The organism is Polaromonas sp. YR568, from assembly GCF_943372955.1.
Taxonomy (GTDB): domain Bacteria; phylum Pseudomonadota; class Gammaproteobacteria; order Burkholderiales; family Burkholderiaceae_C; genus Polaromonas.
The window spans coordinates 78,051-100,868 of the sequence record NZ_CALSAL010000005.1; the positions used below are offsets into that span (position 1 = coordinate 78,051).

The 22,818-nt window shown below is 66.4% G+C and carries 16 protein-coding genes; 8 read left to right on the plus strand and 8 right to left on the minus strand.

Going from position 1 to position 22,818, the window contains the following annotated elements:
* Positions 1–65 precede the first annotated feature (65 nt).
* The gene (locus AAG793_RS13215) at positions 66–4,199 is read left to right on the plus strand and encodes a PAS domain-containing protein (RefSeq protein WP_341908837.1); all 4,134 of its coding nucleotides are present in this window, start codon (positions 66–68) and stop codon (positions 4,197–4,199) included.
* On the opposite strand, the gene AAG793_RS13220 is transcribed toward AAG793_RS13215, so the two are convergent.
* The gene (locus AAG793_RS13220) at positions 4,189–4,377 is read right to left on the minus strand and encodes a hypothetical protein (RefSeq protein ID WP_341908839.1); all 189 of its coding nucleotides are present in this window, start codon (positions 4,375–4,377) and stop codon (positions 4,189–4,191) included. The genes AAG793_RS13215 and AAG793_RS13220 overlap by 11 nt on opposite strands.
* Before the next feature lie 205 nt (positions 4,378–4,582).
* On the opposite strand from AAG793_RS13220, the gene AAG793_RS13225 reads away from it, so the two are divergent.
* Together AAG793_RS13225 and AAG793_RS13230 are read left to right on the plus strand one after the other, a co-directional pair.
* A complete protein-coding gene (locus tag AAG793_RS13225) occupies positions 4,583–6,091 on the plus strand; it encodes an ATP-binding protein (protein WP_341908841.1) in 1,509 nt (502 codons plus the stop codon).
* Between the two features lie 45 nt (positions 6,092–6,136).
* Positions 6,137–7,003, plus strand: a complete 867-nt coding sequence (locus tag AAG793_RS13230; RefSeq protein ID WP_341908843.1) for a metallophosphoesterase — start codon at positions 6,137–6,139, stop codon at positions 7,001–7,003.
* Here AAG793_RS13230 and AAG793_RS13235 read toward each other — a convergent pair.
* Both AAG793_RS13235 and AAG793_RS13240 read right to left on the minus strand, forming a co-directional pair.
* Positions 6,990–7,628, minus strand: a complete 639-nt coding sequence (locus AAG793_RS13235; protein WP_341908845.1) for a TetR/AcrR family transcriptional regulator — start codon at positions 7,626–7,628, stop codon at positions 6,990–6,992. The genes AAG793_RS13230 and AAG793_RS13235 overlap by 14 nt on opposite strands.
* A gap of 98 nt (positions 7,629–7,726) precedes the next feature.
* A complete protein-coding gene (locus AAG793_RS13240; RefSeq protein WP_341908848.1) occupies positions 7,727–7,894 on the minus strand; it encodes a hypothetical protein in 168 nt (55 codons plus the stop codon).
* On the opposite strand from AAG793_RS13240, the gene AAG793_RS13245 reads away from it, so the two are divergent.
* Complete coding sequence (locus tag AAG793_RS13245) at positions 7,893–8,444, plus strand: hypothetical protein (RefSeq protein WP_341908850.1); 552 nt, start codon at positions 7,893–7,895, stop codon at positions 8,442–8,444. The two genes, AAG793_RS13240 and AAG793_RS13245, sit on opposite strands and share 2 nt — an antisense overlap.
* A 36-nt stretch (positions 8,445–8,480) precedes the next feature.
* On the opposite strand, the gene AAG793_RS13250 is transcribed toward AAG793_RS13245, so the two are convergent.
* The 3 genes from AAG793_RS13250 to AAG793_RS13260 all read right to left on the minus strand — a co-directional run bounded on the left by AAG793_RS13250 (position 8,481) and on the right by AAG793_RS13260 (position 15,474).
* Entirely contained in the window at positions 8,481–12,989 is a 4,509-nt protein-coding gene (locus AAG793_RS13250; protein ID WP_341908853.1) for a PAS domain S-box protein, read from the minus strand.
* Between the two features lie 169 nt (positions 12,990–13,158).
* The gene (locus tag AAG793_RS13255) at positions 13,159–14,400 is read right to left on the minus strand and encodes an ABC transporter substrate-binding protein (RefSeq protein ID WP_341908855.1); all 1,242 of its coding nucleotides are present in this window, start codon (positions 14,398–14,400) and stop codon (positions 13,159–13,161) included.
* A 162-nt stretch (positions 14,401–14,562) separates the two neighbouring features.
* On the minus strand, positions 14,563–15,474 hold the full coding sequence (locus AAG793_RS13260) for a LysR family transcriptional regulator ArgP (RefSeq protein ID WP_341908857.1): 912 nt from the start codon (positions 15,472–15,474) through the stop codon (positions 14,563–14,565).
* A gap of 103 nt (positions 15,475–15,577) precedes the next feature.
* Here AAG793_RS13260 and AAG793_RS13265 point away from each other — a divergent pair, with 103 nt between their 5' ends.
* Positions 15,578–16,936 carry a D-amino acid dehydrogenase gene (locus AAG793_RS13265; protein WP_341908859.1) on the plus strand — a complete coding sequence of 453 codons (1,359 nt, stop codon included), beginning with the start codon at positions 15,578–15,580 and terminating at the stop codon, positions 16,934–16,936.
* 18 nt (positions 16,937–16,954) lie between these two features.
* On the opposite strand, the gene AAG793_RS13270 is transcribed toward AAG793_RS13265, so the two are convergent.
* Positions 16,955–17,797 (minus strand): M14 family zinc carboxypeptidase, encoded by an 843-nt coding sequence (locus tag AAG793_RS13270; protein WP_341908861.1) that lies wholly within the window; start codon positions 17,795–17,797, stop codon positions 16,955–16,957.
* 93 nt (positions 17,798–17,890) lie between these two features.
* Between AAG793_RS13270 and AAG793_RS13275 the strand changes: the two genes are divergently transcribed.
* Genes AAG793_RS13275 through AAG793_RS13285 form a run of 3 tightly spaced genes read left to right on the plus strand, consistent with a single transcriptional unit; the run spans position 17,891 to position 20,602 of the window.
* Entirely contained in the window at positions 17,891–18,400 is a 510-nt protein-coding gene (locus AAG793_RS13275; RefSeq protein WP_341908863.1) for a flavin reductase family protein, read from the plus strand.
* Positions 18,401–18,455: 55 nt separating this feature from the next.
* Entirely contained in the window at positions 18,456–19,355 is a 900-nt protein-coding gene (locus tag AAG793_RS13280) for a DMT family transporter (RefSeq protein WP_341908865.1), read from the plus strand.
* 53 nt (positions 19,356–19,408) lie between these two features.
* Positions 19,409–20,602 carry an aminotransferase class V-fold PLP-dependent enzyme gene (locus AAG793_RS13285; RefSeq protein ID WP_341908869.1) on the plus strand — a complete coding sequence of 398 codons (1,194 nt, stop codon included), beginning with the start codon at positions 19,409–19,411 and terminating at the stop codon, positions 20,600–20,602.
* Positions 20,603–20,613: 11 nt separating this feature from the next.
* Here AAG793_RS13285 and AAG793_RS13290 read toward each other — a convergent pair whose 3' ends face one another.
* Positions 20,614–22,728, minus strand: coding sequence for an acetoacetate--CoA ligase (locus AAG793_RS13290; RefSeq protein WP_341908871.1), 2,115 nt, complete (start codon positions 22,726–22,728; stop codon positions 20,614–20,616).
* Positions 22,729–22,818: the final 90 nt, after the last annotated feature.

Genomic DNA, 22,818 nt, shown 5'->3' on the forward strand with positions numbered 1-22,818 from the left:
CCCCAAGACTGGTATGCCGTCTTATGATGACTATGGGCCACCCTGCCCGGCTTCGCTAGCACCTCATGAACACGGCCCCGTCCCCGCTCCCGACTGATGAATCGAGGCGCCTTGCGCGCCTGAAGGCCCTGATGGTGCTCGATACCGAGCCCGAACCGATTTTCGATGCGCTGGCCCGCGCCGCCTCATCGGTGTGCGGCACGCCCATCGGTCTGCTCACCCTGATCGAGCAGGACCGGCAGTGGTTCAAGGCCCGCGTCGGCGTTGATGTGGCGGAGGTGCCGCGCAACATTTCCTTTTGCGCACACACCGTGCTGGGCGACGATCTGATTGAAGTGCCCGACGCCACCGACGATGCGCGCTTTGCCGCGAATCCGCTGGTCACCGACGCGCCGGGTTTCCGCTTTTATGCCGGCACGCCGCTGGTGATGTCCAGCGGCGAGCGCGTCGGCACGCTGTGCGTGCTCGACACCACCCCGCACCACCTGACCGACACGCAGCGCAGCGTGCTCAAGGAGCTGGCCACGTCCGCAGTGCAGGCACTGGAAATGCGCGAACGCGCGCGCGAAGTCGCCATCGTCGGCTCTGACCCGAAGTTCCAGGCGCTGTCAGACGCCTGCCCGTTCGGGATTTTTCACACCGACCTGGAAGGCCGCTGCACCTACACCAACCCCCGCTGGCAGGAGCTGTACGGGCTGAGCTATGAAGACAGTCTGGGTCACGGCTGGGCCGACGCGCTGCACCCGGACGACCGCGCGGAAGTCTTTGCGCGCTGGCAGCAGAGCGCGGCCAGCGGCGAAGAGTTCGACATGGAGTTCCGCATCCGCCAGCAATCGGGCGAGGTGCTGTATGTGCGGGCCAAGGCGCGCTCACACACCGACTTCTCAGGCAAAAAATCGGGCTATGTCGGCGCCGTGTACGACGTCACGCAGCGCCGGGAGGCCGAAGACCGGCTGCGCGCCAGCAATTCCTTTCTGGACCGCGCCGAGCGCATTGCCGGTGTCGGCGGCTGGGAGCTGGACCTCGAAGCCCGCACCCTGCACTGGACCGACCAGACCTGCCGCATCTACGATCTGCCAGCCGGCCACCAGCCCACGGTGGACGAACACCTGCAGTACTTCGATGCCGAAGCCTGCGCGACCATCGAGCGCACCGCGAGGGAAAGCGCCCAGTCGGGCAAGCCCTGGGACCTGGAGCTGCCCATGGTCACTGCCGCCGGGCGGCGCATCTGGGTCCGCTCGGTGGGCCACGTCATCAAGACGGTGGGCGGCGCGCCGGTGCGTCTGGTCGGTGCGCTGCAGGATGTCACCACCAAACGCGCGCTCGAAGACGAGCTGCGCCGCTCCAACGACCTGCTGGCGGCGATGCTGGAAAGCCTGCCCTGCGCCGTCAGCGTGTTTGACGCCAAGCTGGAGCTGGTGGCCCACAACCGGAACTTTCAGACCATGCTGGGCTTTCCGAGGGAGCTGTTTGCCAGCCCCCGTGCGGCGTTTGAGCGCTTTATCCGGTTCAATGCCGAGCAGGGCGAATACGGTGACGGCGACCTGGACGCCAAGGTGCGCGACATCGTGGCGCGTGCCAGTGAGCCCTCTGTCCACCGCTTCGAGCGCACCCGCCCAAACGGCCTGACGCTGGAGATCCAGGGCGCGCCCATGCCTGGCGGCGGCTTTGTCACCACCTACACCGACATCTCCGAGCGGAAGCGGTCCGAGCAAGCCCTGCGCACCAGCGAGGAACGCCTGACCCGCGCACTCGATGCCACCGGGCTGGCGCTGTGGGACTTCGACGTGGAGCGCGGTCAGGTCTACCTGTCAGAAGCCTGGTCGACCCTGCTCGGCGGCCCCCCGCAGGCCACGGTGACCACCTTCGCAGGGCTCGCGGCGCAGGTGCCCGAGCAGGATCAGGCGGCACTGCTGGCCTCGCTGACCAGCGTGCTCAAGGGCAACGCGGCCGATTACTCGGTGGAGCACCGCGTCAGGCGCCATGACGGACAACTGATCTGGGTCCACAGCGACGGTCGGGTGACCCAGCGCAACAGCCAGGGGCGCGCCATGCGGCTGGTGGGCACCAACCGCGAAATCACCCGGCAGAAGGAATACGAGCGCTCGCTGCAGGCCGCCAAGGATGCGGCAGAGCAAGCCATGCAGGCCAAGTCGTCCTTCCTCGCGGCCATGAGCCACGAGATTCGCACCCCGATGAACGGCGTGATCGGCATGACCACGCTGCTGATGGACACCCCGCTCAACGAACGCCAGCGCGAGTTTGTCGAGGTGATCCGGCAGAGCGGCGAAGGCCTGCTGGTGGTCATCAACGACATCCTCGACTACTCGAAGATCGAGTCCGGCCACATGGAGCTGGAGCAGCTGCCCTTTGACCTGCAGGACACCGTGGAGAGCAGCGTGGAGCTGCTGGCGCTCAAGGCACAGGAGAAAAACCTCGACGTGCTGTGCGAGGTGGCCGCCGACATTCCGCCGTGGATTGAAGGCGACTACGCCCGCCTGCGCCAGGTGCTGGTCAACCTGATTTCCAACGCGGTGAAGTTCACCGACCGGGGCACGGTGCAGGTGAGTGTGCGCCAGGTGCCCGCCGACACAGCGGGCCAATGCCCACCGCTGCAGCTGGAGTTCTGCGTGCGCGACACCGGTATTGGTATCCCGGCCGACAAGCTGCCACGTCTGTTCCAGGCGTTTTCGCAGGCCGACTCCAGCACCTCGCGCAAATACGGCGGTACCGGGCTGGGGCTGGTCATCTCCCAGCGCCTGGTGGAAGCGATGAAGGGCAGCATGTGGGTGGAAAGCGAAGAGGGCCAGGGCACGCGCTTTTATTTCACGCTGCCGACCGCACCGGCCATGGCCATGAACGCCCCGCCCCCGCTGGCGCTGAACCAGCTCGCCAAGAAACGCGTGATGGTGGTGGACGACAACCCGGCCTGCCTGCAGTGGCTGTGCCAGCTGGCCCGCCGCTGGGACATGGCGATCATTGCCGTGGGTTCGGGCGCCGAAGCGCTTGCGCAACTCACATCCGGAACGCCCTGCGATCTGCTGGTCACCGACCTCACCATGCCTGGCATGGACGGGCTGGCGCTGGCGCGGGCGGTACGCGCAATGCCGCCCGGCAAAACGTCGGGTGAAGCGCCCGGCGCAGCAGGGGCACGCCTGCCGATGCTGCTGCTTTCCGGCGCCGGTATGCCGGCCAGCGAAGACGCCGGCCTGTTCGACGCGGTGGTGATCAAGCCGGCCCGCGTGTCGGTGCTGGCCCAGGGTTTCATCGAGGCGCTGGCCGAACGCGGCACGGCTGCCGCTGCGCCGGTGCTCAAGGGCCGGCAGTTTGATGCCACCCTGGCGCAGCGTTACCCGCAGCGCATCCTGCTGGCCGAAGACAACGAGATCAACCGCAAGGTGGCGATCCAGATGCTCAAGGGCTTTGGCTACCGCGCTGACGTCGCCGCCAACGGGCTGGAAGCCGTGGATGCGGTGCGCCGGCAGCCCTACGACCTGGTGCTGATGGACATCCAGATGCCCGAACTCGACGGCATGGAAGCCACCCGCATTCTGGTGAAGAACCGCCCCTTTGGCGGCATTCCGCGGATCGTCGGCATGAGCGCGCACGCGATCCGTGAAGACATCGACGCGGCGCTCGAAGCCGGCATGGACGACTACATCGTCAAGCCGGTCACGGCCGAAGCCCTGCGCGAGAAGCTGGTGTATTTCGGCCAACGCATCGCCGGCACGGCAGGCCGCGCGGCTGCTGCGCCTCTGGACGAGCCCACGCCGGAGCCCTCCGCGCCCGCCGCCGCACCGACTGGCGGCCATGACCTGCTGGACCTCAAGCAGGTGCACAGCCTGATATCGCTGGACCCAAGCGGCAAGCTGATGGCCCAGCTGATCGGCAGTTTCGGACCCAAAACCAGCAAGCTGCTTGATGAATTGCGGGCGGCCGCACAGGTGCAGGACGCCGATGCCGCCGGCCGGCTGGCGCACCAGCTCAAGGGCACGGCGGGCACGCTGGGCATGCGCTCGCTGGCGCGGCACGCGGCGGAGATGGAAGTCTCACTGGCGGCTGGCCTGTGGGCGCAGCTGGGCGATCAGCTGGCCAGCGCCGACGACCGCTGCACCAGCAGCCTGACGGCGCTGACCCTGGAGATGGCTGCCGCGCAGCCTGCGCTGGCTGCGGTGGCTGCCGATGGCGTCAGCGAATGACGCTGAGGTAGGCGTAGGCAGCGCGGCGCAGTTCCCGGGCCTGGCGCGGGTTGCGGCCGGCGCGGGCCTCGGCGCGCTCCATCAGCTGCTGGGCCACGCCCTGCAGGGGCGCTGCCACGGGCAGGCGCTTGAAATTCGAAGGGATGAAGGCGGCGAGACGGGCAATCAAATGGAACATGAAAAGCTCACCCGGCAAGGGGTGAAAAGTGGCGATGACTCAAGATTAAGGGTTTTCCCTAGGTTTTCAAGCCATGCTGGGCCGATAGTTATGCATAAAAGACATCAGGCGACCCGATCCTCGCATCCGCTGCCGGCGGGCCGGATGATTCCGGCCCCTGCGCCGCAGTTATGCTCTCGCGATGGCTGCGACCCCTTCTGACACCATGACGCCACCCCCGCAAACGCTGGCGCTGCCCGGCGAGGCCGTGCTCAAGCAGATTGCGGCCAACATCGACGCGATGCTCTGGTCGTGGGACCCGCACTCCGGTCGCATCACCTACACCAACCCGGTGTTCGAGGCCTTCTGGGGCGTCTCGGCCGACTCGCTCGGCGAACGGCCGTGGACCTGGCTGGAGCAGGTCGATCCAGCCGACCGCAGCGAGGTGCGCCGCCTGCAGACCAGCCCACGCAAACAGCTGATGGAGTACCGGGTCCACCGCCCGACGGGCGAAGTGGCGCGACTTAGCCAGCGCGCGCTGCCGATCTTCAGCGCCTCCGGCCAGCTGATGCGCATCATCCATCTGGCCACCAATGTCACCTGGCAGCTCGACACCTCCAAGCAGTTGCGGGTGGAGATTGGCCGCCGGACCGACTCCGAGGCCAAGTACCGCGCGGTGGTCGAGAACGTCAGCGAGGGCATTCTGGTCACCGCTGCAGGCCGCATCCTGTATGCCAACCCGCGGGCGCTGGCGCTCACATCGCTCGACGAGGAAACCGCCCGCTCGCGGCCCTTCATCGACTTCATCCACCCCGACGACCGGGAGTGGGTGATGGGGAACCACCTGCGGCGCCTACGCGGCGAGGTGGTCGAGAACCACTACCAGTTCCGGGTGCAGCACGACAACTGCGACACCCGCTGGCTGGAGATCAGCGCGGTGGTGTTCGAGTGGGAAGGCACGCCCGCCACGCTGAACTTCCTGACCGACGTCACAGACAAGCGGCGAACCGAAGACGACATGCGCAAGGCGCTGGCTCACGAGCGCGAGCTGTCGGAGCTGAAGTCGCGCTTTGTGGCGGTCACCTCGCACGAGTTCCGCACGCCGCTGGCGGCCATTTTGTCGTCGGTTGAGCTGCTCGATGCCTACGGCGCGAGCTTTCCGGCCGAAGAGCGCCGCGAGCTGCTGGACCAGATCAAGACCGCCGTGGCCCGCATGAACGGCATGGTCGACCAGGTGCTGCTGACCAGCCGCCTGGAGCTGGGCACTTTCAGCTTTGAAGCCGCGCCCCTGTTGATGCCGGACTGGCTGGTGCGCGTGATGGCCGAGCTGGAACACGGCAACCCGCAGGCCGCCCGCATCTCGATGACCTGCGACGGGCTGGACACCCCGCGCATGGCCGACCAGACGCTGCTGCGCCACATCGTGGTCAACCTGCTGGGCAATGCGCTGAAATACTCCGACCCCGACACACAGGTGGAGTTTGCCGCCAGCGGCGTGGGCGAGCACATCCTGCTGCGCATCAGCGACCGCGGCATCGGCATTCCCGAGGCCGACCTGCCACGCCTCTTTGGCAGCTTTCACCGTGGCACCAATGTCGGCAACATCTCCGGCACCGGCATCGGCTTGCACATCGTCAAGGAATGCATCGACCTGCACCACGGCACAGTGGACGTGCAGAGCAAGCCGGGCGTGGGCACCACCTTCACGGTGAAGGTCATGGCGCCGCTGGCCTGAGCCGACATAGACCCGCGCAAGAGCCGCTTCACGCACAATCAAGGCGTGAACATCCAGCTCCTGTCCGACCTCCACCTCGAATCCAACCCGCACTTTCAGGCCGCGCCCCAGCCCGGTGCGGACCTGCTGGTACTGGCGGGTGACATAGGCTCCTACCAGCCGGGCTCGCAGCTGCTGGCGCTGGACATTCCCGACTTCGGTCTGCGGCGCTTTTCACCCCTGCCCGTCAGCCAGGGTGGCGCGAGCTGGCCCACACCGGTGCTGTTTGTGCCGGGCAACCATGAATACGACGGGCTGGATTTCGACACCACGCACGAACGCCTGCGCGAAACCTGCGAGCGGTTGGGGCTGCTCTGGCTGGAACGCGAAAGCCATGTGCTGCAAGGCGTGCGCTTTGTCGGCACCACGCTGTGGTCCGACTTTGACGCCCTGCTCGACCTGGCCCCGGTGGGTGGCCGCATGGCTGCACGCGAGAAAGCCTTTCGCGCCGCCAATTTCTATCTGAGCAAGAACCACGCTTTCCGTGACGGCCAGCCGCTGCTGGCCGCCGATGTGCGGGAGCAGGCCTTGATTTGCCAGACCTGGCTGCGGGACGCGCTGGCCGAACCGTTTGACGGGCCCACTGTGGTGATCACCCACTTCGCGCCCAGCCTGCTCAGCGCAGACCCACGCTACGGTCTGGTGGCGGGCACGGCAGGCTTCTGCAACGCACTCGACGAGCTGCTGCCGTTGGCTGATGTGTGGCTGCACGGGCACCTGCATTGCCCGGTGGACTATGTGAAAAGCGGCTGCCGCGTGGTCGCCAACCCGCTGGGCTATGCGCGCAAAGGGGAGCAGGAGGGCTTCAGGCCTTCCTTGTTAATCAACACACGGAGCAGTCGCGCCGCCAGCGCTCAACTCAGCGCGAGCTGAGGCCGTCGAAGCAGGTGGCCAGCACCAGGTCGATGATCTCGGTGTCGCTGTGCTGACCGCCGGCGCGCATGAACTCCAGCACCGGGTCGCAGGCGCGGGCATACAGCGTGTAAAGCACCAGCATGGGCGGCAAGGCGGGGTTGAGCTCACCCGACTTCTGCGCCTGCTCGATCCAGCCGCCGATGGTGTCGCTGATCTGGACCAGCCCGTCCAGATAGGCCTTGTTGCCCATCAGCGCAGCCCGCAGCGAGGAGTTCTGGCTGGGCAGCGAAGGCATGTCGCCGGCCAGCTGCATCTCCATCATCCAGCGGGCCACCGCCTTGAGCTGCGTCAGCGGCGCGGCCTCGGGCAAACCCGCCAGAAATGCACGCGCCTGGCCGAGCACACGCACCATGGCGGCAGCGGCCAGGTCTTCCTTGCTCGGAAAGTGCTTGTAAAGACTGGCCTTGGCAATGCCGACATCGGCGGCCACCTGGTCCACCGTCATCAGGTCGAAGCCCTTTTCGGCCAGCAGGCGGTTGGCCGCCTGAACAATGGCGTCCTCCCGCACCTGCAGCATCTGCGCCTTGAATGAAACCTTGGCCGGCTCGCCCGCAGGCGCTGCCGAAATGTGTTTGGTGACCATCGTCGTATTCTAGGCAAAAGATGCCGCACCAGTACAAACTGCAAACGCACCCTTTTTTTTGTGACTCTGGTGCACACAATCTGAACCGACTGAACCTGTTAAAGCTGTTGAACCGATACTCCGCAGCGCCCGGCGATGCTCACAATTTGCATCACTTGTTCACCGATCGTCACCACCTTGCGCTGGAGCCGGTCGGGCTTTGCCTGTATCTTGCCCAGACGACCCATTGCACCGCTGGTGCATGCGCCGTCACGGGAGAAGACCATGAAAAGTAATGCGACTTATGTCGGCGCCTGGTTGATGGCCGCTGCCCTCACACTGGTCATGGCGGCCCACAGCCCTCACGACACTCTGGTGATGGGGCGCATGCCTGCCTTCATGACGCAAACGCTGATGCAGCAGCCCGTCGCCGTGCCCGGCGGTTTGCCCGCCGACAGAACCCTTGCCGTGATCACCTTCGAACGCAGCCAGCGGCCTGCCGCCGACAGCTGGGTGGAGGGCCTCGGCCTGCGCCACAACCCGTCCATCGCCTGGGTGCGCATGCCGGTGATTGCCGACCCCGGCAGCGAAACCGGCCGCCAAGCCTTTGAAGCGCGGCTGCGCCAGCACTATGTGGCCGACGCCGAGCGCGCCCGGCTGGTGCCGGTGTTCACCGACCGGGCCCACTTTGTGCGCGCCGCCGGTCTGGGTGGTACCGAAAAGGCCCATGTGGTGGTGGTCAACCGCGACGGTGAGGTGCTGGCGCGCGCCAGCGGGCCCTTCGATGCAGACAAGGCGCAGAACCTGCGCGAGACGCTGCAGGGGCACAGCCTGTAGACCCTGCTGGGGCCCACTGGGCTGGATGACAGCTCGCTACAGCGTGGCCACGCCCAGTGTGAAGTAAAAAGTCGCGCCCTGATCCACAGCCGCCTCGGCCCAGACCCGCCCGCCGTGACGGGCCACAATGCGCTGCACGGTGGCCAACCCGATGCCAGTGCCGGCAAACTCCGACACGCCGTGCAGGCGCTGGAACGGCCCGAACAGCTTCTCGTAATACGTCATGTCGAAACCGGCACCGTTGTCGCGCACGAAGAACACCTTTTCACCGTCCACCGACAGGTTCTGCCCGAAGGTGATTTCAGTGTGGTCTTTCTTGCCGCTGAACTTCCACGCGTTGCCTAGCAGGTTCTCCAGCACCTGCTTGAGCAGGCGCGGGTCGCCATTGGCCACCAGCCCCGGCGTGACCTGCAACACCGCGCCGGGGCGTGGCTGGCGCTCCTGGTAGCCGTCGAGCAAGTCCCTGGCGATGGCGCTCAGGTCCACCTCTTCCCAGCGCAAGGTGGAGCGCGACACTTGGGCCAGTGCCAGCATGGCGTCGATCAACTCACCCATCTGTGACACACCAGCGCGGATGCGCGCCAGGTAGTGGCGCCCGCGCTGGGTGACCGGGTCATCGGCGGTTTTCTCCAGGGTGCGCTCCAGCAGGTTGCTGAAGCCGTCAATCGCGCTCAGCGGCGTGCGCAGGTCGTGCGAGACGGAATACGAATAGGCCTCCAGCTGCTTGTTGGCAAACTCCAGCTGTGCGGTGCGCTTTTGCACCCGCTCTTCCAGGCTGGCGTTGAGGCGCAGGATTTCATCGCGCGCACGGTGCCGTTCGCGGATGTCGGTGTTGATGCCCAGCACCCCGGTGACCTGCCCCTCGGCATTGCGCACCACGGTCCAGCGGGCTTCCACCAGCACCGCCTTGCCGTCGCGCGCCCGCTGCTCCAGCTCGCCAGACCAGTCGCCGTTGTTGGCAATGGTCTTGGCCATGGTGGCCTCCAGCAGTCGCGGGTCGCGGTACATCTCGGTGACCATGGTCTTGCCGATCACCTCTTCGGCGGTCCAGCCGTACAGGCGCTCGGCGCCCTTGTTCCAGTAGCTGATGGTGCGGTCCAGCTGCCGCACCATAATGGCGTCCTGCGCGCGGTCCAGCAGCGAAGCCTGCGCGCGCAGCTGGTTGTCGACCTCCAGCCGCTCCAGCTCGGCAGCGGCGCGGGAGGCAAACACCTTCATGGTGTATTCCATGATGCTGGTCTTCTCCAGAGGCTTGCGGAACAGCACGAAGACCATGCCCACCGGCTTGCCTTTGGCGTCCTTCAGGCAGTAGCCCGCGTACGCCGATGCATTGAGCGAGGTGACGGCCAGCGAGTTCGGGGCGACGCAAGCCAGGTCGCTGGTGATGATGACGCTGTCCGATGTGAGCAGCCCGGCGCACGGCGAATCGGTCACCACATAGTCGAACCCGGCCACCGGCTGGCCATCGACCGTGCCCGCCACGGTGCGGGCCCGCAGTGGTTCACCCGGCAGCAGACGGGCCACAAAGCCGGCATCGGCACCCAGCGCATCGGTCATGTTCTGCGCCAGCTCCTGGAAGAACACGTCGCCGCCGCTGGCCGACACGCCGGCCGCCATCTTGAACACGGCAGCCTCGATGCGGGCACGCTCCTGGCGCGACTGCAGGGCCGCCAGACCGAAGGCCAGGTTGTCGGCCAGCTCCTGCAGCAGCCCGACCTCTTCATCGGCAAACTGCTGGGGCTCGGCCGCATACAGGCCCAGCAGGCCAAAGCTGCGCCGGGCGTTGCGCAGGGGCAGAAAAATCGCACTGCGGTAGCCGCGCGGCAGGGCCTGCGCGCCACTGTAGAAACTGTTGTCTGCGCTGGCGATGTCGCCGCTCAGCTTGGGCTGCCCGGTGCGGATGCACTGCCCTGCGGGGCCGAGGCCGCCGGGCGTCAACTCCGCCCAGCTCAGTGGCGTGGCCGCAAGGTAGCCGTCTTCGTGCCCGGCATGGGCCATGGGCTGGATGCTGCGGGCCTCGTCATCCATCGCATAGCCGACCCAGGCCATGCGGTAGCCGCCGACCTCCACAGCCAGCCGGCAGATCTCGCCGAGCAGCGCGGGCTCTTCTTCCATGCGCGTCAGGGCCCGGTTGCACTCGCTGAGCATCTGCAGCGCCCGCTTGGAGCGGGCCAGCGCCAGGTCGGCCAGCTTGCGCTCGGTGATGTCACGCGCGGTGCCTACGACGCGCTCGATCCGACCAGACGACCCGAGCACCGGATAGGTGTGGTCATGCACCCAGCGCACGCTGCCGTCGGGACGCAGCACCCGGTATTCGGCGTCCGACACCTCGCCCCGCAAATTCACCTCGTCGGCCATTTCCAGCAGATGCCGGTCATCCGGGTGAACGCTGTCGATGTATGAACGCGGCTCGGCGTACAGGCTCTCGCAGCTTCGGCCCCATATGGTGGCGTAGGCCGGGCTCACATAGGCCATGCGGCTGCCGTGAATGTCGCGGTTGTAGAACACGTCTTCGATGTTTTCCGCCAGCTCGCGGAAGCGCTTCTCACTGCCCAGCAGCGCGGCCTCGGCGTGCTCTTTCTCCAGCGCGATGCGGGCCAGGCGCACCGCCGTCTCCAGCAGCGCCATGTCGCGGGCGCTCGGCTTGCACGGCTCGGGGTGGTAGATCGCGAAGGTGGCCATGACCTCGCCTGTCTGCGACAGCACCGGTGCAGACCAGCAGGCGCGCAGCTGGTAGGTTTCGGCCACCGCCAGATAGTCCTTCATCAGCGGGTCGGTCTGGATGTTTTCGACGATCACGGTTTTTTTTCGGAAGGCGGCCGTGCCGCAGGCGCCCGCCTCAGGGCCAATCGGCATGTCATTGATGACATGGCCAAATGCCGCCGGCATGCGCACCGACGCGCAGTGCCGCAACCGCCCCCCCTCCACCAGCAGCACCGTGCACAGGCTCTGGGGCGCGGCCGACTCGATCAGGCGCACCACGGCTTCGAGCGAATGCGGCAGCGCCACACCGGTGGCGATCAGCTCCAGCACCTGCTCCTGCGCCATCACGAAATCTTCGGTGGCCTTGCGCTCGGTGATGTCACCAAACACCGCCAGGCCACCGACCAGCTGGCCCTGCGGGTCGCGCAGCGGCTGCGCGTTCATGCGCAGGATGCGGTCGCGCTGGCCGGGGACGCGCAGCATCACGTCCCAGTTGCTTACCTGCTCGCCGCGCAGCGCGCGGCTCAGGGGCAGCTCCTCGTGCGGATAGGGCGTCTTGCCGTCTAGCCGCAGCAGCTGGTGGGTCTGACGCCAGGTGCTGAGCAGTCCGTCGTCTGGTACCGCCGGATAGAAGCGTTCGGTCGCCTCGTTGCACAGCAGAAAACGCCCCTCCAGATCGACGGCGATCAGGCCTTCGCTCATGCTGTTGATGATGAGTTCCAGCCGCGAATGCTCTTCGCCGACGTGGCTCAACACATTCTCCAGCTCGGCGCGCTTGGTCTGAAGCGACTCGGCCATGTGGTTGAAGGTCTGCGCGATGGCGCCCAGCTCGCCGGCCCCGGCAAAATTCGCCGGGATGCGGGCAGACAGCTCGCCATCGGCCAGGGCATCGGCCTGCCGCGCAATCACCCTCGCGGGTTTGACCACCAGCCGGCCGCCAGCCCACCAGGCGCAGGCCATGCCCAGGGCGGTCACGGCGAGCAGCACGATCAGGTCAAAGCGCAACGCCTGATCCGCACTTGCCGTCAGGGCAGAGCGAGGCACGCTGATCGCCACAAACAGCTGGTTGCCCGCATCGCCGCCCACCGGCTCCACCGCGTACACCTGCTCCACGCCCTGGGCATCTGGCGTTTGCCAGAGCCCCTGCCGTTTGGCCCGCACCGCCTGCACCACGACGGCGTCGCTGTCTGGTTGGCCCACCGCCGAGGGCACTGCCGGGCGCGAGGCCAGCACCCGGGCGCTGCGGTCCAGAACGCGCAGCTGGGCACCGGGCAGCAGGGGCTGGCTTTCGACCGCCTGGCGAATCGCGGAGATGTCGAGCATCGCAAATGCCACGCCGTTGAGCTGACCGTCATCGCCCTGGACGGATATGCCAAAACCCACACCGGGCCGGCCGCTGCTGCGGCCGACGGCGTACTCACCCACCGCGAACTTGGCGCCCGCGACGATCTGCTTGAAGAAATACCGGTCCCCCAGATAAACGCTGCCCGAAGGATCTACCGCCTGGCAGGTGACGCGGCCGTTCAGGCCCACCACGCCGAGGTTGGCATAGGCGGGGTCTTGCGCCCTCAGGTTCTGCAGGTAGGGAACGCACAGGCGGATGGTGGTGTTGCGGATCGATGGCCCGCTGGCCATGTCGCGCAGCAACTGCCCGACCTTGTCCACCAGTCGCTGCTGGTAGACAGCGGCCAGCCGCACCTCCGAGCGCAGGTTGTTGCGCGCCAGCTCCAGCTCGGCCGCGCGGTTCTGCGCTGTCGAATAGACGAGCAGGCCGAACACCGGCAGCAAGGCAGCCAGCACCAACAGCGCCAGGCGCGAACGAAGCCCCCACCAAGCCTGCATCAAGTTGTTCCTTTTCACGCGATCAGGGATCAGCGTTCATCATGCAACAAATTGTCAGGCAAGAACAGTCCGGGCGGGCGGGCAAGGAAGACTAAAAGCACCCCGCACGCGGGAGCCAGCGGCATGCCTGCGTGCAGCCCCGCGTCAGTTTTTTCCTCTGGCGCTACAGCTACTGCTTGCGCTGCACAAAAAGATTGCGCTTGGCGTCTTCCGGATAGGCAAAGGTCACGCCGCCGTTTTTCACCATGCCCATCACCAGCATGTTCTGGGTGATGGCGTCCTTGTCGTTCGCACTGAAGGGCTGGTCATAGGTGGCCACCACGCCGTAGTACGTGCGGTTCTTGCTCTCCAGGGCGGTCTTGACGGACGGGCCGGTGAGGTTGCCGTCGCGGATGCCCAGCAGCGCGTAGACCAGCAGATAGACGGCGTCGTAGCCCTGCGCGGCGGCCATCGGCACGGGAATCCGCTTGACCTGGTACTTGCGCGCATAGGCGGTGAGGAAGGACGCGCGGCGCTCGTTGCTGGGCTCGGCGATGAAGGTCTGCGCCATCAACGCGCCGTCGGCGGCTTCCTTGCCGCCTTCAATGAAGAAGGGGAAAGACAGCGGCCATCCGCCGACCTGCGGCACCTTCCAGCCCAGCGACTGGCGGCCGCGGGCGATCACGGCGTTCTCCGGGCCCACGGTGTAGCTGAAGACCACATTGGCGCCGGCCGCCTTGGCGGCTTTCAGCTCCTCGGTCAGGTCCTTCACGCCCAGCGGAAAGCGCGCGATGTACACCGGCTTTTGTCCCTTGGCTTCCATCGCCTTCTCGACGTCCTTGAGCCCGGCCTCGCCGTAGCCCGAGGTGTCGGCAAACACCGCCACCTTGTTCCAGCCGCGCTTGAGGATGTCATCCACCACGAACGGCGCCTGGATCGCGTCCTTGGCCGAGGTGCGGAAGATGTAGCTCTCGGGGGCTGGAAACTTGGCCGTCAGCGGCGAGCCGGTGGAGCACGGAATGATCAGCGGCACCTTGTTGGTCTGGAACACGTCCAGCGACTTGGCCGCCACACCGGTGTTGCAAAAGCCCACGGTGGCAAGCACTTTTTCAGCCACCAGCTCCTGCGACATCTTCAGGCCCACATCGGGGTCGGCCTTGTCGTCACGGCGCACGATCTCGATCTTGCGCCCGAGGTAGCCACCCACGGCGTTGATCTCGTCCACCGCCAGCTGGATGCCGTTGAGCATGGGCACGCCGAAGTCCGCCGAGGCGCCGGTGAAGGGGCCGATGACGCCGATCTTCACGGTGTTGGCCGGCGCCGGCGCCGGTGTCGGTGCCGACTGTGCGAAGGCCTGGCCAGCGGCCAGGGCAAAAAGAATGGCGCCGGCAAGGCGCCGCGAAAGCCTTGCGGGGCAATTTGTCTCGTTCATGGTGTTGTCTCCTGAACCTCCAAGGTTAGGGACGTTACATCCCCTTACATAGAGGGTTTGTCTTGAGACCCTGCCCCGGACGGACCTCTTGTCGGCCGCCCGTCAGCCATTCGTCAGTGTCGGCACCAGCGGGTGTCGGGCGGGGCCTTCACACGGCCAGAATCACGCCACCAGTGAGCGGGCTGAGGCCTGCTTGAGCGCCTCGGTCAGCGCATCCAGCACCTCCGATTCGAGGTTCCAGCAGTGCCAGTAGAGCTGGATCGGCAAGGTGTAGGCCGGCGCGATATTGACCAGCTGCCCCTGCTCGATCAGGCCACGGGCCAGCTGCTCCACCACCACCGCCACACCCCAGCCGGCCAGCACCGCGCGCACCTGACCTTCGGAGCTGGGCACAAACATCTGGTTCAGCGTCACCCGCTTCAGGCCAAAGGCCTTGCTGACAAATTCGGTCTGGCCGTCGTCCTTGCGGTTGAAGGCGATAAAGGGCATGTCGCGGAAGTTGTGCGGGCTCAGCCCCTTGGGGCAGTGCTTCTGCGCATAGTTCGGCTGGGCCACCGCGACATAGTTCATCGCCCCCAGCGACGTCACCTTGCAACCACGCAGCGCCTGCTTGAGCGTGGTGACGCAGCCCACCACATGGCCTTCGCGCAGCCACTCCTGGGTGAAGTCCTGGTCGTCGTGGATGATTTCCAGCGGCAGGCCCTGGCAGGCCAGCTCGGTCAGCGCGGGCAGCGCCCAGGTGGCGATGCTGTCGGCATTGATGGCGATTGCAATGCGCTCTTCCTCGCGCGCGCCGCCGGTCGAGCTGGGCGCCAGCTCCTTGAGGTCGCGCTCGAGGTCGGCGCGCAGCAGACGCAGCTGCTTGGTGTGCTTGAGCAGCAACTGCCCGGCCGAGGTCGGCTTGAGCGGACGGCTGCGCACGATCAGCACGGTGCCGATCTGCGCCTCCAGCGCGCGCAGCCGCTGCGACACCGCCGACTGGGTGATCGAAAGGCGCTGCGCCGCGCGTTCGAAACCGCCCTCCTCCACGATGGCCGCAAGGCACTCCAGGGCATCCGGATCAAATGTACTCATGCCGCATCCTTTTATAAGTCTGGCTGATGTTTTGGCTGAGAGTTTAATTTCACTGTTAATTGAAAGCAACTTCCTTCACACTTCCGGGCATGAAGGTGAGCGCATGAAAGTTGTCGTCCTGGGCGCAGGAATCATCGGTGTCAGCACGGCCTGGCACCTGCTGGAGCGTGGCCATGAAGTCACCGTGGTCGATCGCCAGAGCGACGCGGCCATGGAAACCAGCTTCGGCAATGCCGCACAAATCTCTGTCAGCTACTGCGAGCCGTGGGCCAACAAGGACGCGCCGCTCAAGGCGCTGAAATGGATGTTCCGCAACGACGCGCCGCTGCTGTTCCGCCCGCAGTGGCCGCTCGGCGAGGGCTGGCAGCAATGGCGCTGGGGCCTCAAGTTCCTGGCACAGTGCAACGACGCGGCTTTCGAGCGCAATGTGCAGCAGTTGGTGGCGCTCGGCGCCTACAGCCATGCGGCGCTGAAAGAGGTGGTGACCGCCACCGGCATTGAGTACCACCGGCTGGAGCGTGGCATTGCGCACTATTACACCGACCAGCAGTCGTTCGAGACCGCTGGCGAGGCGGCCGGGCTGATGCAGAAATACGGCGTGGCGCGGCGCGTGATCAGCACCGCCGAGCTGCTGGAGATTGAACCGGCGTTCCGGTCCTTTTCGCACCGCATCGTTGGCGGCACCTACACCGCCAGTGACGAAAGCGGCGACGCCCGCGTGTTCACGCAGGCACTGGCGCAGCGCTGCGCCGACCGCGGCGCGCGTTTTCTGTATGGCCACGACATCACGCAGCTGCAAACGAGTGGCGGCGCCATCGAGGCCGTGGTGGTGCGCCCACGGCAGCCCGACGGGGACCGGGCACCTGCGCTGACACTGAAGGCTGACGAAGTCGTCACCGCCTGCGGTTCTTACACCGCGCCGCTGCTGCGCACGGTGGGTGTGGACCTGCCGATCTATCCGGGCAAGGGCTACAGCGCCACCTTCCGCCTGCTCAAGCCGGAACTGGCGCCATACGTGAGCACCATCGATGACGAGGTGAAGTGCGCGATGAGCCGCCTGGGTAACGAGCTGCGTGTGGCCGGCACGATTGAAGTCGGCGGCTACGACCTGTCGCTGGACACACCGGTCGCGCAGGCACGCTGCCGCATGCTGGCCGAGCGCATCGAGCAGGTGCTGCCCGGCGTCTGCGACACGCGGCTGGAGCCCGACGGCGGCAACCCGCGCTTCTGGACCGGCCTGCGCCCGGCCACGCCGACCAACATTCCCTACATCGGCAAGACCAAGGTGCGCGGCCTGTGGGTCAACGCCGGCCACGGCACGCTGGGCTGGACGCATGGCGCAGGCTCTGGCAAGGCCATGGCCGAGCTGATCAGCGGCGAGGTGCCGGCCATGGACTTCGGGTTTTATGGCTTTTCCGGCAAGGCCGCCGCTCGCCCGCCGCGCCGGGTCGTGACGGCCTGACGCTGTCCTGCAAGGCTGTCAGCGAAGAACGCTGCCGGGGCGCTCGCCCAGCCGCTCATGCACCCAGCGCAGCAGGTCGATCCACATCTGGCGCATCTCGCTGTCGAGCGGCGTGCGCATGGAGTTAGGCAGCTCGATGGTGACCACAGGCACCCCCTTGTGCACACCGCCGTAGTTGCCCAGCGAGCCCGGGAAGATGCCCACCTGGTCCAGATAGAGACGCCCCAGGCGTGAAGGCGGCACCGAAGGGCCGTCGAAGTCCAGCACGCCATACGGCGCATGGATGCTGACAATCAGCTGCGGCTTGAAGCTCTGCATCTGCTCGTGCAGGTAGCGCGACTCCGGCTCCGACAGCGGCTGCGGCCCGGGCCAGCGGCGCGGGTCCTTGCGGGTGCGCTTTTCCCAGTAGATTTTGGCGTCGCGGTCCCAGTTGGGGGTGGGGAAGTTGCGGTTCAGGTCCACGCCCCGGGCGTTGACGCGACGCGGCGGCTGGGCCAGCAGGCCATCAGGGTTGAGGGCCGGCACAAAGCGCCAGTGGATGGTCTGCGGCGCATCCTGCGGTGGCTGGCTGGCAAGTCGGATCCAGTGCAGCGCCACTGCGGCCGAGGACAGCTCGTCGCCATGAATCGCACCGGTGACCAGAATTCGCATGGAGGCACGGCCCGGGTCCACATCGCGCACCCACAGCGGGCGACCGTTGACCGAGCGGACACCCGAGTCCTGCAGCTGAGCCGCATCGCACAGCGCACGGCTCACGTTCGGCAAGCGGGTGGAGAACTCCGCGCAAGGCGTTGCGGCGTGCGCGCTGGCCACACCCCAGAATGCCGCCGCGGCCAGAAAGCTTGGCAAGGACCGGTTCATCGCCCGAAGTTTAGAGCCTGTCGGGGTGCCGTACCCGGGCGGGCAAGACCTGCGCCAGCGCAGGGCGGGGGGCATCAGTTAAATTAGTTGCCTATGTCTTCTCCCCGCCAAGCCAGCCAGCCCAGCTTTTCACAGCGCGAATTCCGCGCCTCGCTAGCGATGTTCGCCACCGGCGTGACCATCGTTACCGCCCGCACCGCCACTGGCGAGCTGGTCGGCCTGACGGCCAACTCCTTCAACTCGGTCTCGCTCGACCCACCGCTGGTGCTGTGGAGCCTGTCGAAGGCCGCCGGTTCCATGCCGGCGCTCAGCACCGGTTCCCACTACGCCATCAACATCCTCGCAGCCGACCAGAAAGAACTGGCCGAGCGCTTTGCCGGCAAACGCCAGGACCGATGGGAGGGCGTGGCCTTCACCGATGGTATCGCCGGCTCGCCGCTGCTCGAAGGTGCCGCCGCCAGCTTTGAATGCTTCAACCGCAGCCGCTACGAAGAAGGCGACCACGTGATCTTCGTCGGCGAGGTGGAGCGTTGCAGTCACCGCCCCGGTGCCGCGCCCTTGCTGTTTCACGGCGGGAAGTTTTATACCGAGCACCCGCTCTGATTCTGGTTGCCCCTTGGCGCCCATCAGGCGCCAGGCAGACTTTCCCCGCCCCGGCATGACCGCACGCAAATCCCAACTCGACGCCTTCGCCATCACCGTGCTGCTGGGCTGCTGCCTGTTCTGGGGGCTGCAGCAGGTGCTGATCAAGGCCACGATTGCCGAGCTGCCGCCGATGTTCCAGGCGTCCCTGCGACTGATCGGGGCGACGGTGCTGCTGTGGCTGTGGTGCCTGTGGCGCGGCATTACGCTGTGGCAGCGTGACGGCTCGCTGCGTGCCGGGCTACTGGCCGGTGCTCTGTTTGGCAGCGAGTTCGCCTGCATCTATCTGGGGCTGCAATACACCACCGCGTCGCGGCTCACGGTGTTTCTGTACACCTCGCCGTTCTGGGTGGCGCTGCTGGTGCCGCTGTGGGTGAAGTCCGAACGCCTGCGCGGCCTGCAATGGGTGGGCCTGCTGTGCGCGTTTGTCGCGGTGGCCTTTGCGCTGCGTGAGGGCTTCACCAGCGAGCAGTCCTCCACCGCGCGTGGCGACCTGCTGGCCCTGCTGGCCGGCGCGCTGTGGGGCCTGACCACCGTCGTAATCCGCGCCTCGACACTGACCAAGGTATCGGCAGAAAAGCTGCTGTTCTATCAGCTGGCGGTCAGCGCGGTGTGCTTTCCTGCACTGTCGCTGGCGCTAGGCGAGGTGTGGGTCTGGCAGTTCAGTGGCTTTGCCGTCACCTCGCTGCTGCTGCAGACGGTGGTGGGCGCGTTTGCCAGCTATCTGGCGTGGATGTGGATGCTGGGCCGCTACCCGGCCACCAAGATTTCGGTGTTCGTGTTTTTCACGCCGCTGTTTGCGTTGCTGTTCGGCGCGCTGTGGCTGGGCGAGGCCGTCACGCCGACGCTGCTGGTGGCGCTGGCCACGGTGGCGGTGGGCATTGTGCTGGTCAATCGCGCGCCTTCCGCATCGTGAACACCATAAGCCCGTTGAGCAGACCCCGTCCGCTTGGCGCATAATTTTTGCGGATGAACCCAGCCCCACGCATTCCCGGTCACCGCTTCCTGCACTCCCCCGGCCCGACCCGGATCCCCGATGAGGTGCTGGACGCCATGCACCGGCAGCCGATGGACCTCGCCGACCCACGGGTCGATGCGATCATCGCGGCCTGCGAGCGCGGCCTCAAGCGCCTGCTGCACACCGAAGCGGCTGACGTGTTTCTGTATGCGGCTAACGGCCACGGCGTGTGGGAGGCCGTAATTGCCAACATCGCCGCGCCCGGCCAGCAGGTGCTGGTGCCCGGCACCGGGCACTTTTCCGAATCCTGGGCGATTCAGGCCGAGGCCATGGGTGTGACCGTGGTTCGTACACCATGGCGCGAAGGCCACCCGATCGACAGCGACGCGGTGGAAGCCGCGCTGCGTGCCGACACCGCCCACCGCATCGTCGCGGTGCTGGCCGTGCACACCGACACCGCCAGCGGCATGACCAGCGACATGCAAGCGATGCGCCGCGCCATCGACCACGCGGGCCATCCGGCGCTGCTGGTGGTGGACGTGGTGGCGTCGCTGGGCGCGGCGCCGTTTGCGATGGACGCACTGGGCGCCAACGTGGTGCTGGGCGCCTCGCAAAAGGGGCTGATGGTGCCGCCCGGCCTGGGTTTTGTGGCGGCCGATGCGAAAGCGATGGAAGTGGCCAAGCGCAACACCGCGCCGCGTTTTTACTGGGACTGGGTGCGCAGGCAAAGCCCGCTGAGTTACCGCAAGTTCTGCGGCACGCCACCGCAAAGCCTGTTGATGGGTTTGCAGGCTGCCTTTGGCTTGATCTTCGCCGAGGGGGTGGACGAATTGTGGGCTCGGCACCGGCGCATCGCGCGCGCCGTGCATGCGGCGGTGGACGCGTGGAGCGAGGGCGGCGCGCTCCGCCTGTTCGTTGAAGTGCACGAAGCGCGCTCGGTGTCGGTGACCACCATCGCGGTCAGTCCTGGTGTGGACCCAGAGGCGCTGCGCACCGTGGCGCGCGAGCGCTTTCAGGTGGCGATAGCGGGTGGCCTCGGGCCTCTGGCGGGCCGCACCTTCCGCATCGGCCATCTGGGCGACATGAACCCGGCAATGATTCTCGGTTGCCTTGCCGGTATTGAAGCAGCGATGCAGGTGCAGGGCATTCCGGTGGGACGCGGTGGCGTGCAGGCGGCGGTGGCGAGTCTGGCGGCTGCCGACTGACACGCTTCAATTCAAGCGGGCGCGCTGGCCTGCCGCTTCTGCGCAAAGGCCACGTACCAGTCCAGACACCCAGGGTTGGCCATGGCGTCGCGGTTCACCACCTTGTCGATGGGCTGGCCGAGCAGCAGTTTCTTGATCGGCAGCTCCTGCTTTTTGCCAGTGAGGGTGCGCGGCACTTCGGCGACCTGAAAGATGTCGTTCGGCACGAAGCGCGGGCTCAGTGCGGTCTTGATGGCGTTATTGATGCGGCTACGCATGGCGTCGTCGAGCACCTGGCCTTCACGCAGCACCACAAAGAGCGGCATGTAGCTGTCGCGCCCCAGGTATTCCAGATCAACGACCATCGAATCCAGCACCTCGGGCAGGGACTCGACAGCGCTGTAAAGCTCGCTGGTGCCCATGCGCAGGCCGTGCCGGTTGATGGTGGCGTCGCTGCGGCCGTAGATGATGCAGCCGCCGTTGGCGCCGATCTTCAGCCAGTCGCCATGGCGCCAGACACCGGGGTACATATCGAAGTAGCTGGAGAGGTAGCGCTTGTTGCCTTCATCGCCCCAAAAGTACAGCGGCATCGACGGCAGAGGCTCGGTGCACACCAGCTCGCCGACCTGGTCGGTCACGGGGTCGCCGTTGTCGTCCCACGCGTAGACCGCGCAGCCGAGCAGGCGGCATTGCATTTCGCCGGGCACCAGGGGTAGCTCGCGGTTGCCGCCGATGAACGCGCCCGCAAAGTCGGTGCCACCCGAAATATTGCACCACCAGATATCGCCCCCACGGTCGTTCTCTTCGTGTAACTCCCTGCCCGCCGAGGGGGTCGTCGCTTGCTCGGGACGGCCCTTCACTGCGCGTGTGTCGCCGCTCTGTGTAGCTCGCAGGGTGCGGAATTGCTCGGTACCCCAGTTCTGCGCTTCAGCCGACAGCGGCGACCCGGTTGTGCCCAACGCCCGCACTGTCTTCAGCCCTGGCAAGGCCGTGAAGCCCACGCCGGCCTTCAGGCAGTTGGCAAAGAACGCAGCGCCCGCGCCGAAGAAGGTCACGCCCAGTTCGGCGGCAAAGCGCCACAGCGTGGCCCAGTCGGGCTTGTCTTTGGTGCCACCAGGGTTGCCGTCGAAGATGCAGCAGGTGGTGCCGTTGAGCAGCCCGCTCATCTGCGCGTTCCACATCACCCAGCCGGTGGAGCTGTACCAGTGGTAGCGCTCGCCCCAGCTGTTGGGTTGGTAGCTGCAGCCGATGTCGTTGTGCAGGGTTTTGAGCGCCAGCGCGACGACGACGGTGCCGCCGTGGCCATGAACAATCGGCTTGGGCAGGCCGGTGGTGCCGCTGGAATACACAATCCACAACGGGTGCTCGAAAGGCAGCCACACCGGTTCGAACGTGCGCGTCTGCTCGTCGTCGCGCGCCGTGGCGGTGCTGAAGTCAGCGTACGGCGCCGTGGATTGGTTCGCGTCGAGGTTGCGGTAGAGCAGCACATGCTGCACGCTGGGCAGCGCGGCATGCAGCTCGGCGATCACTTCGCGGCGGTCAAAGTCGCGGCCGCCGTAGGTGACACCGTCGCAGCCGATCAGTATCTTCGGTTCGATCTGCTTGAAGCGGTCCAGCACCGCCTGGGTGCCCATGTCTGGCGCGCAGATGCTCCAGACCCCGCCCAGACTGACCACCGCCAGAAACGCGACCATGGCTTCCGGAATGTTGGGCAGATAGGCCGCGACCCGGTCGCCCGGCTGCAGCCCCTGGGCCTGCAGATGCAGAGCCAGCGAGGCCACCTGCTGCCGCAGCGCCGGCCAGCTCAGTTCGCGCACGCCACCGTTGGCGAGTGTTTTTTCGTTGTGGCTGATCAGCGCCGGGAAGCCGGCCGCATGGGCGGCATCGACATGTCGGAAGACCTGCCGCGCGTAGTTGAACTGCGCGCCGTCGAACCAGCGGGCGCCGGGCATGGTGCGGTTCGTCAACACCGCGCGGTGCGGCGTGGGGGACTGCAGCTCGAAGTAGTCCCAGATGCTTTGCCAGAACGCGTCGAGGTCAGTGACCGACCATTGCCACAGCTGGTCGTAGCTGCCGAACGACAGGCCACGATGGGTGTTCAGCCACTGCTGGTAAAGGCGAATCTGGGGAATGTAAGGCGCAGGCATGAGGGCAGCTTAACCGCCCTGCCGGTGGCAGGAAGCCGGACTTTCCCCGTACGGAGCCCGTCAAAATTCGCTCCCTTTGCATTTTCGCAC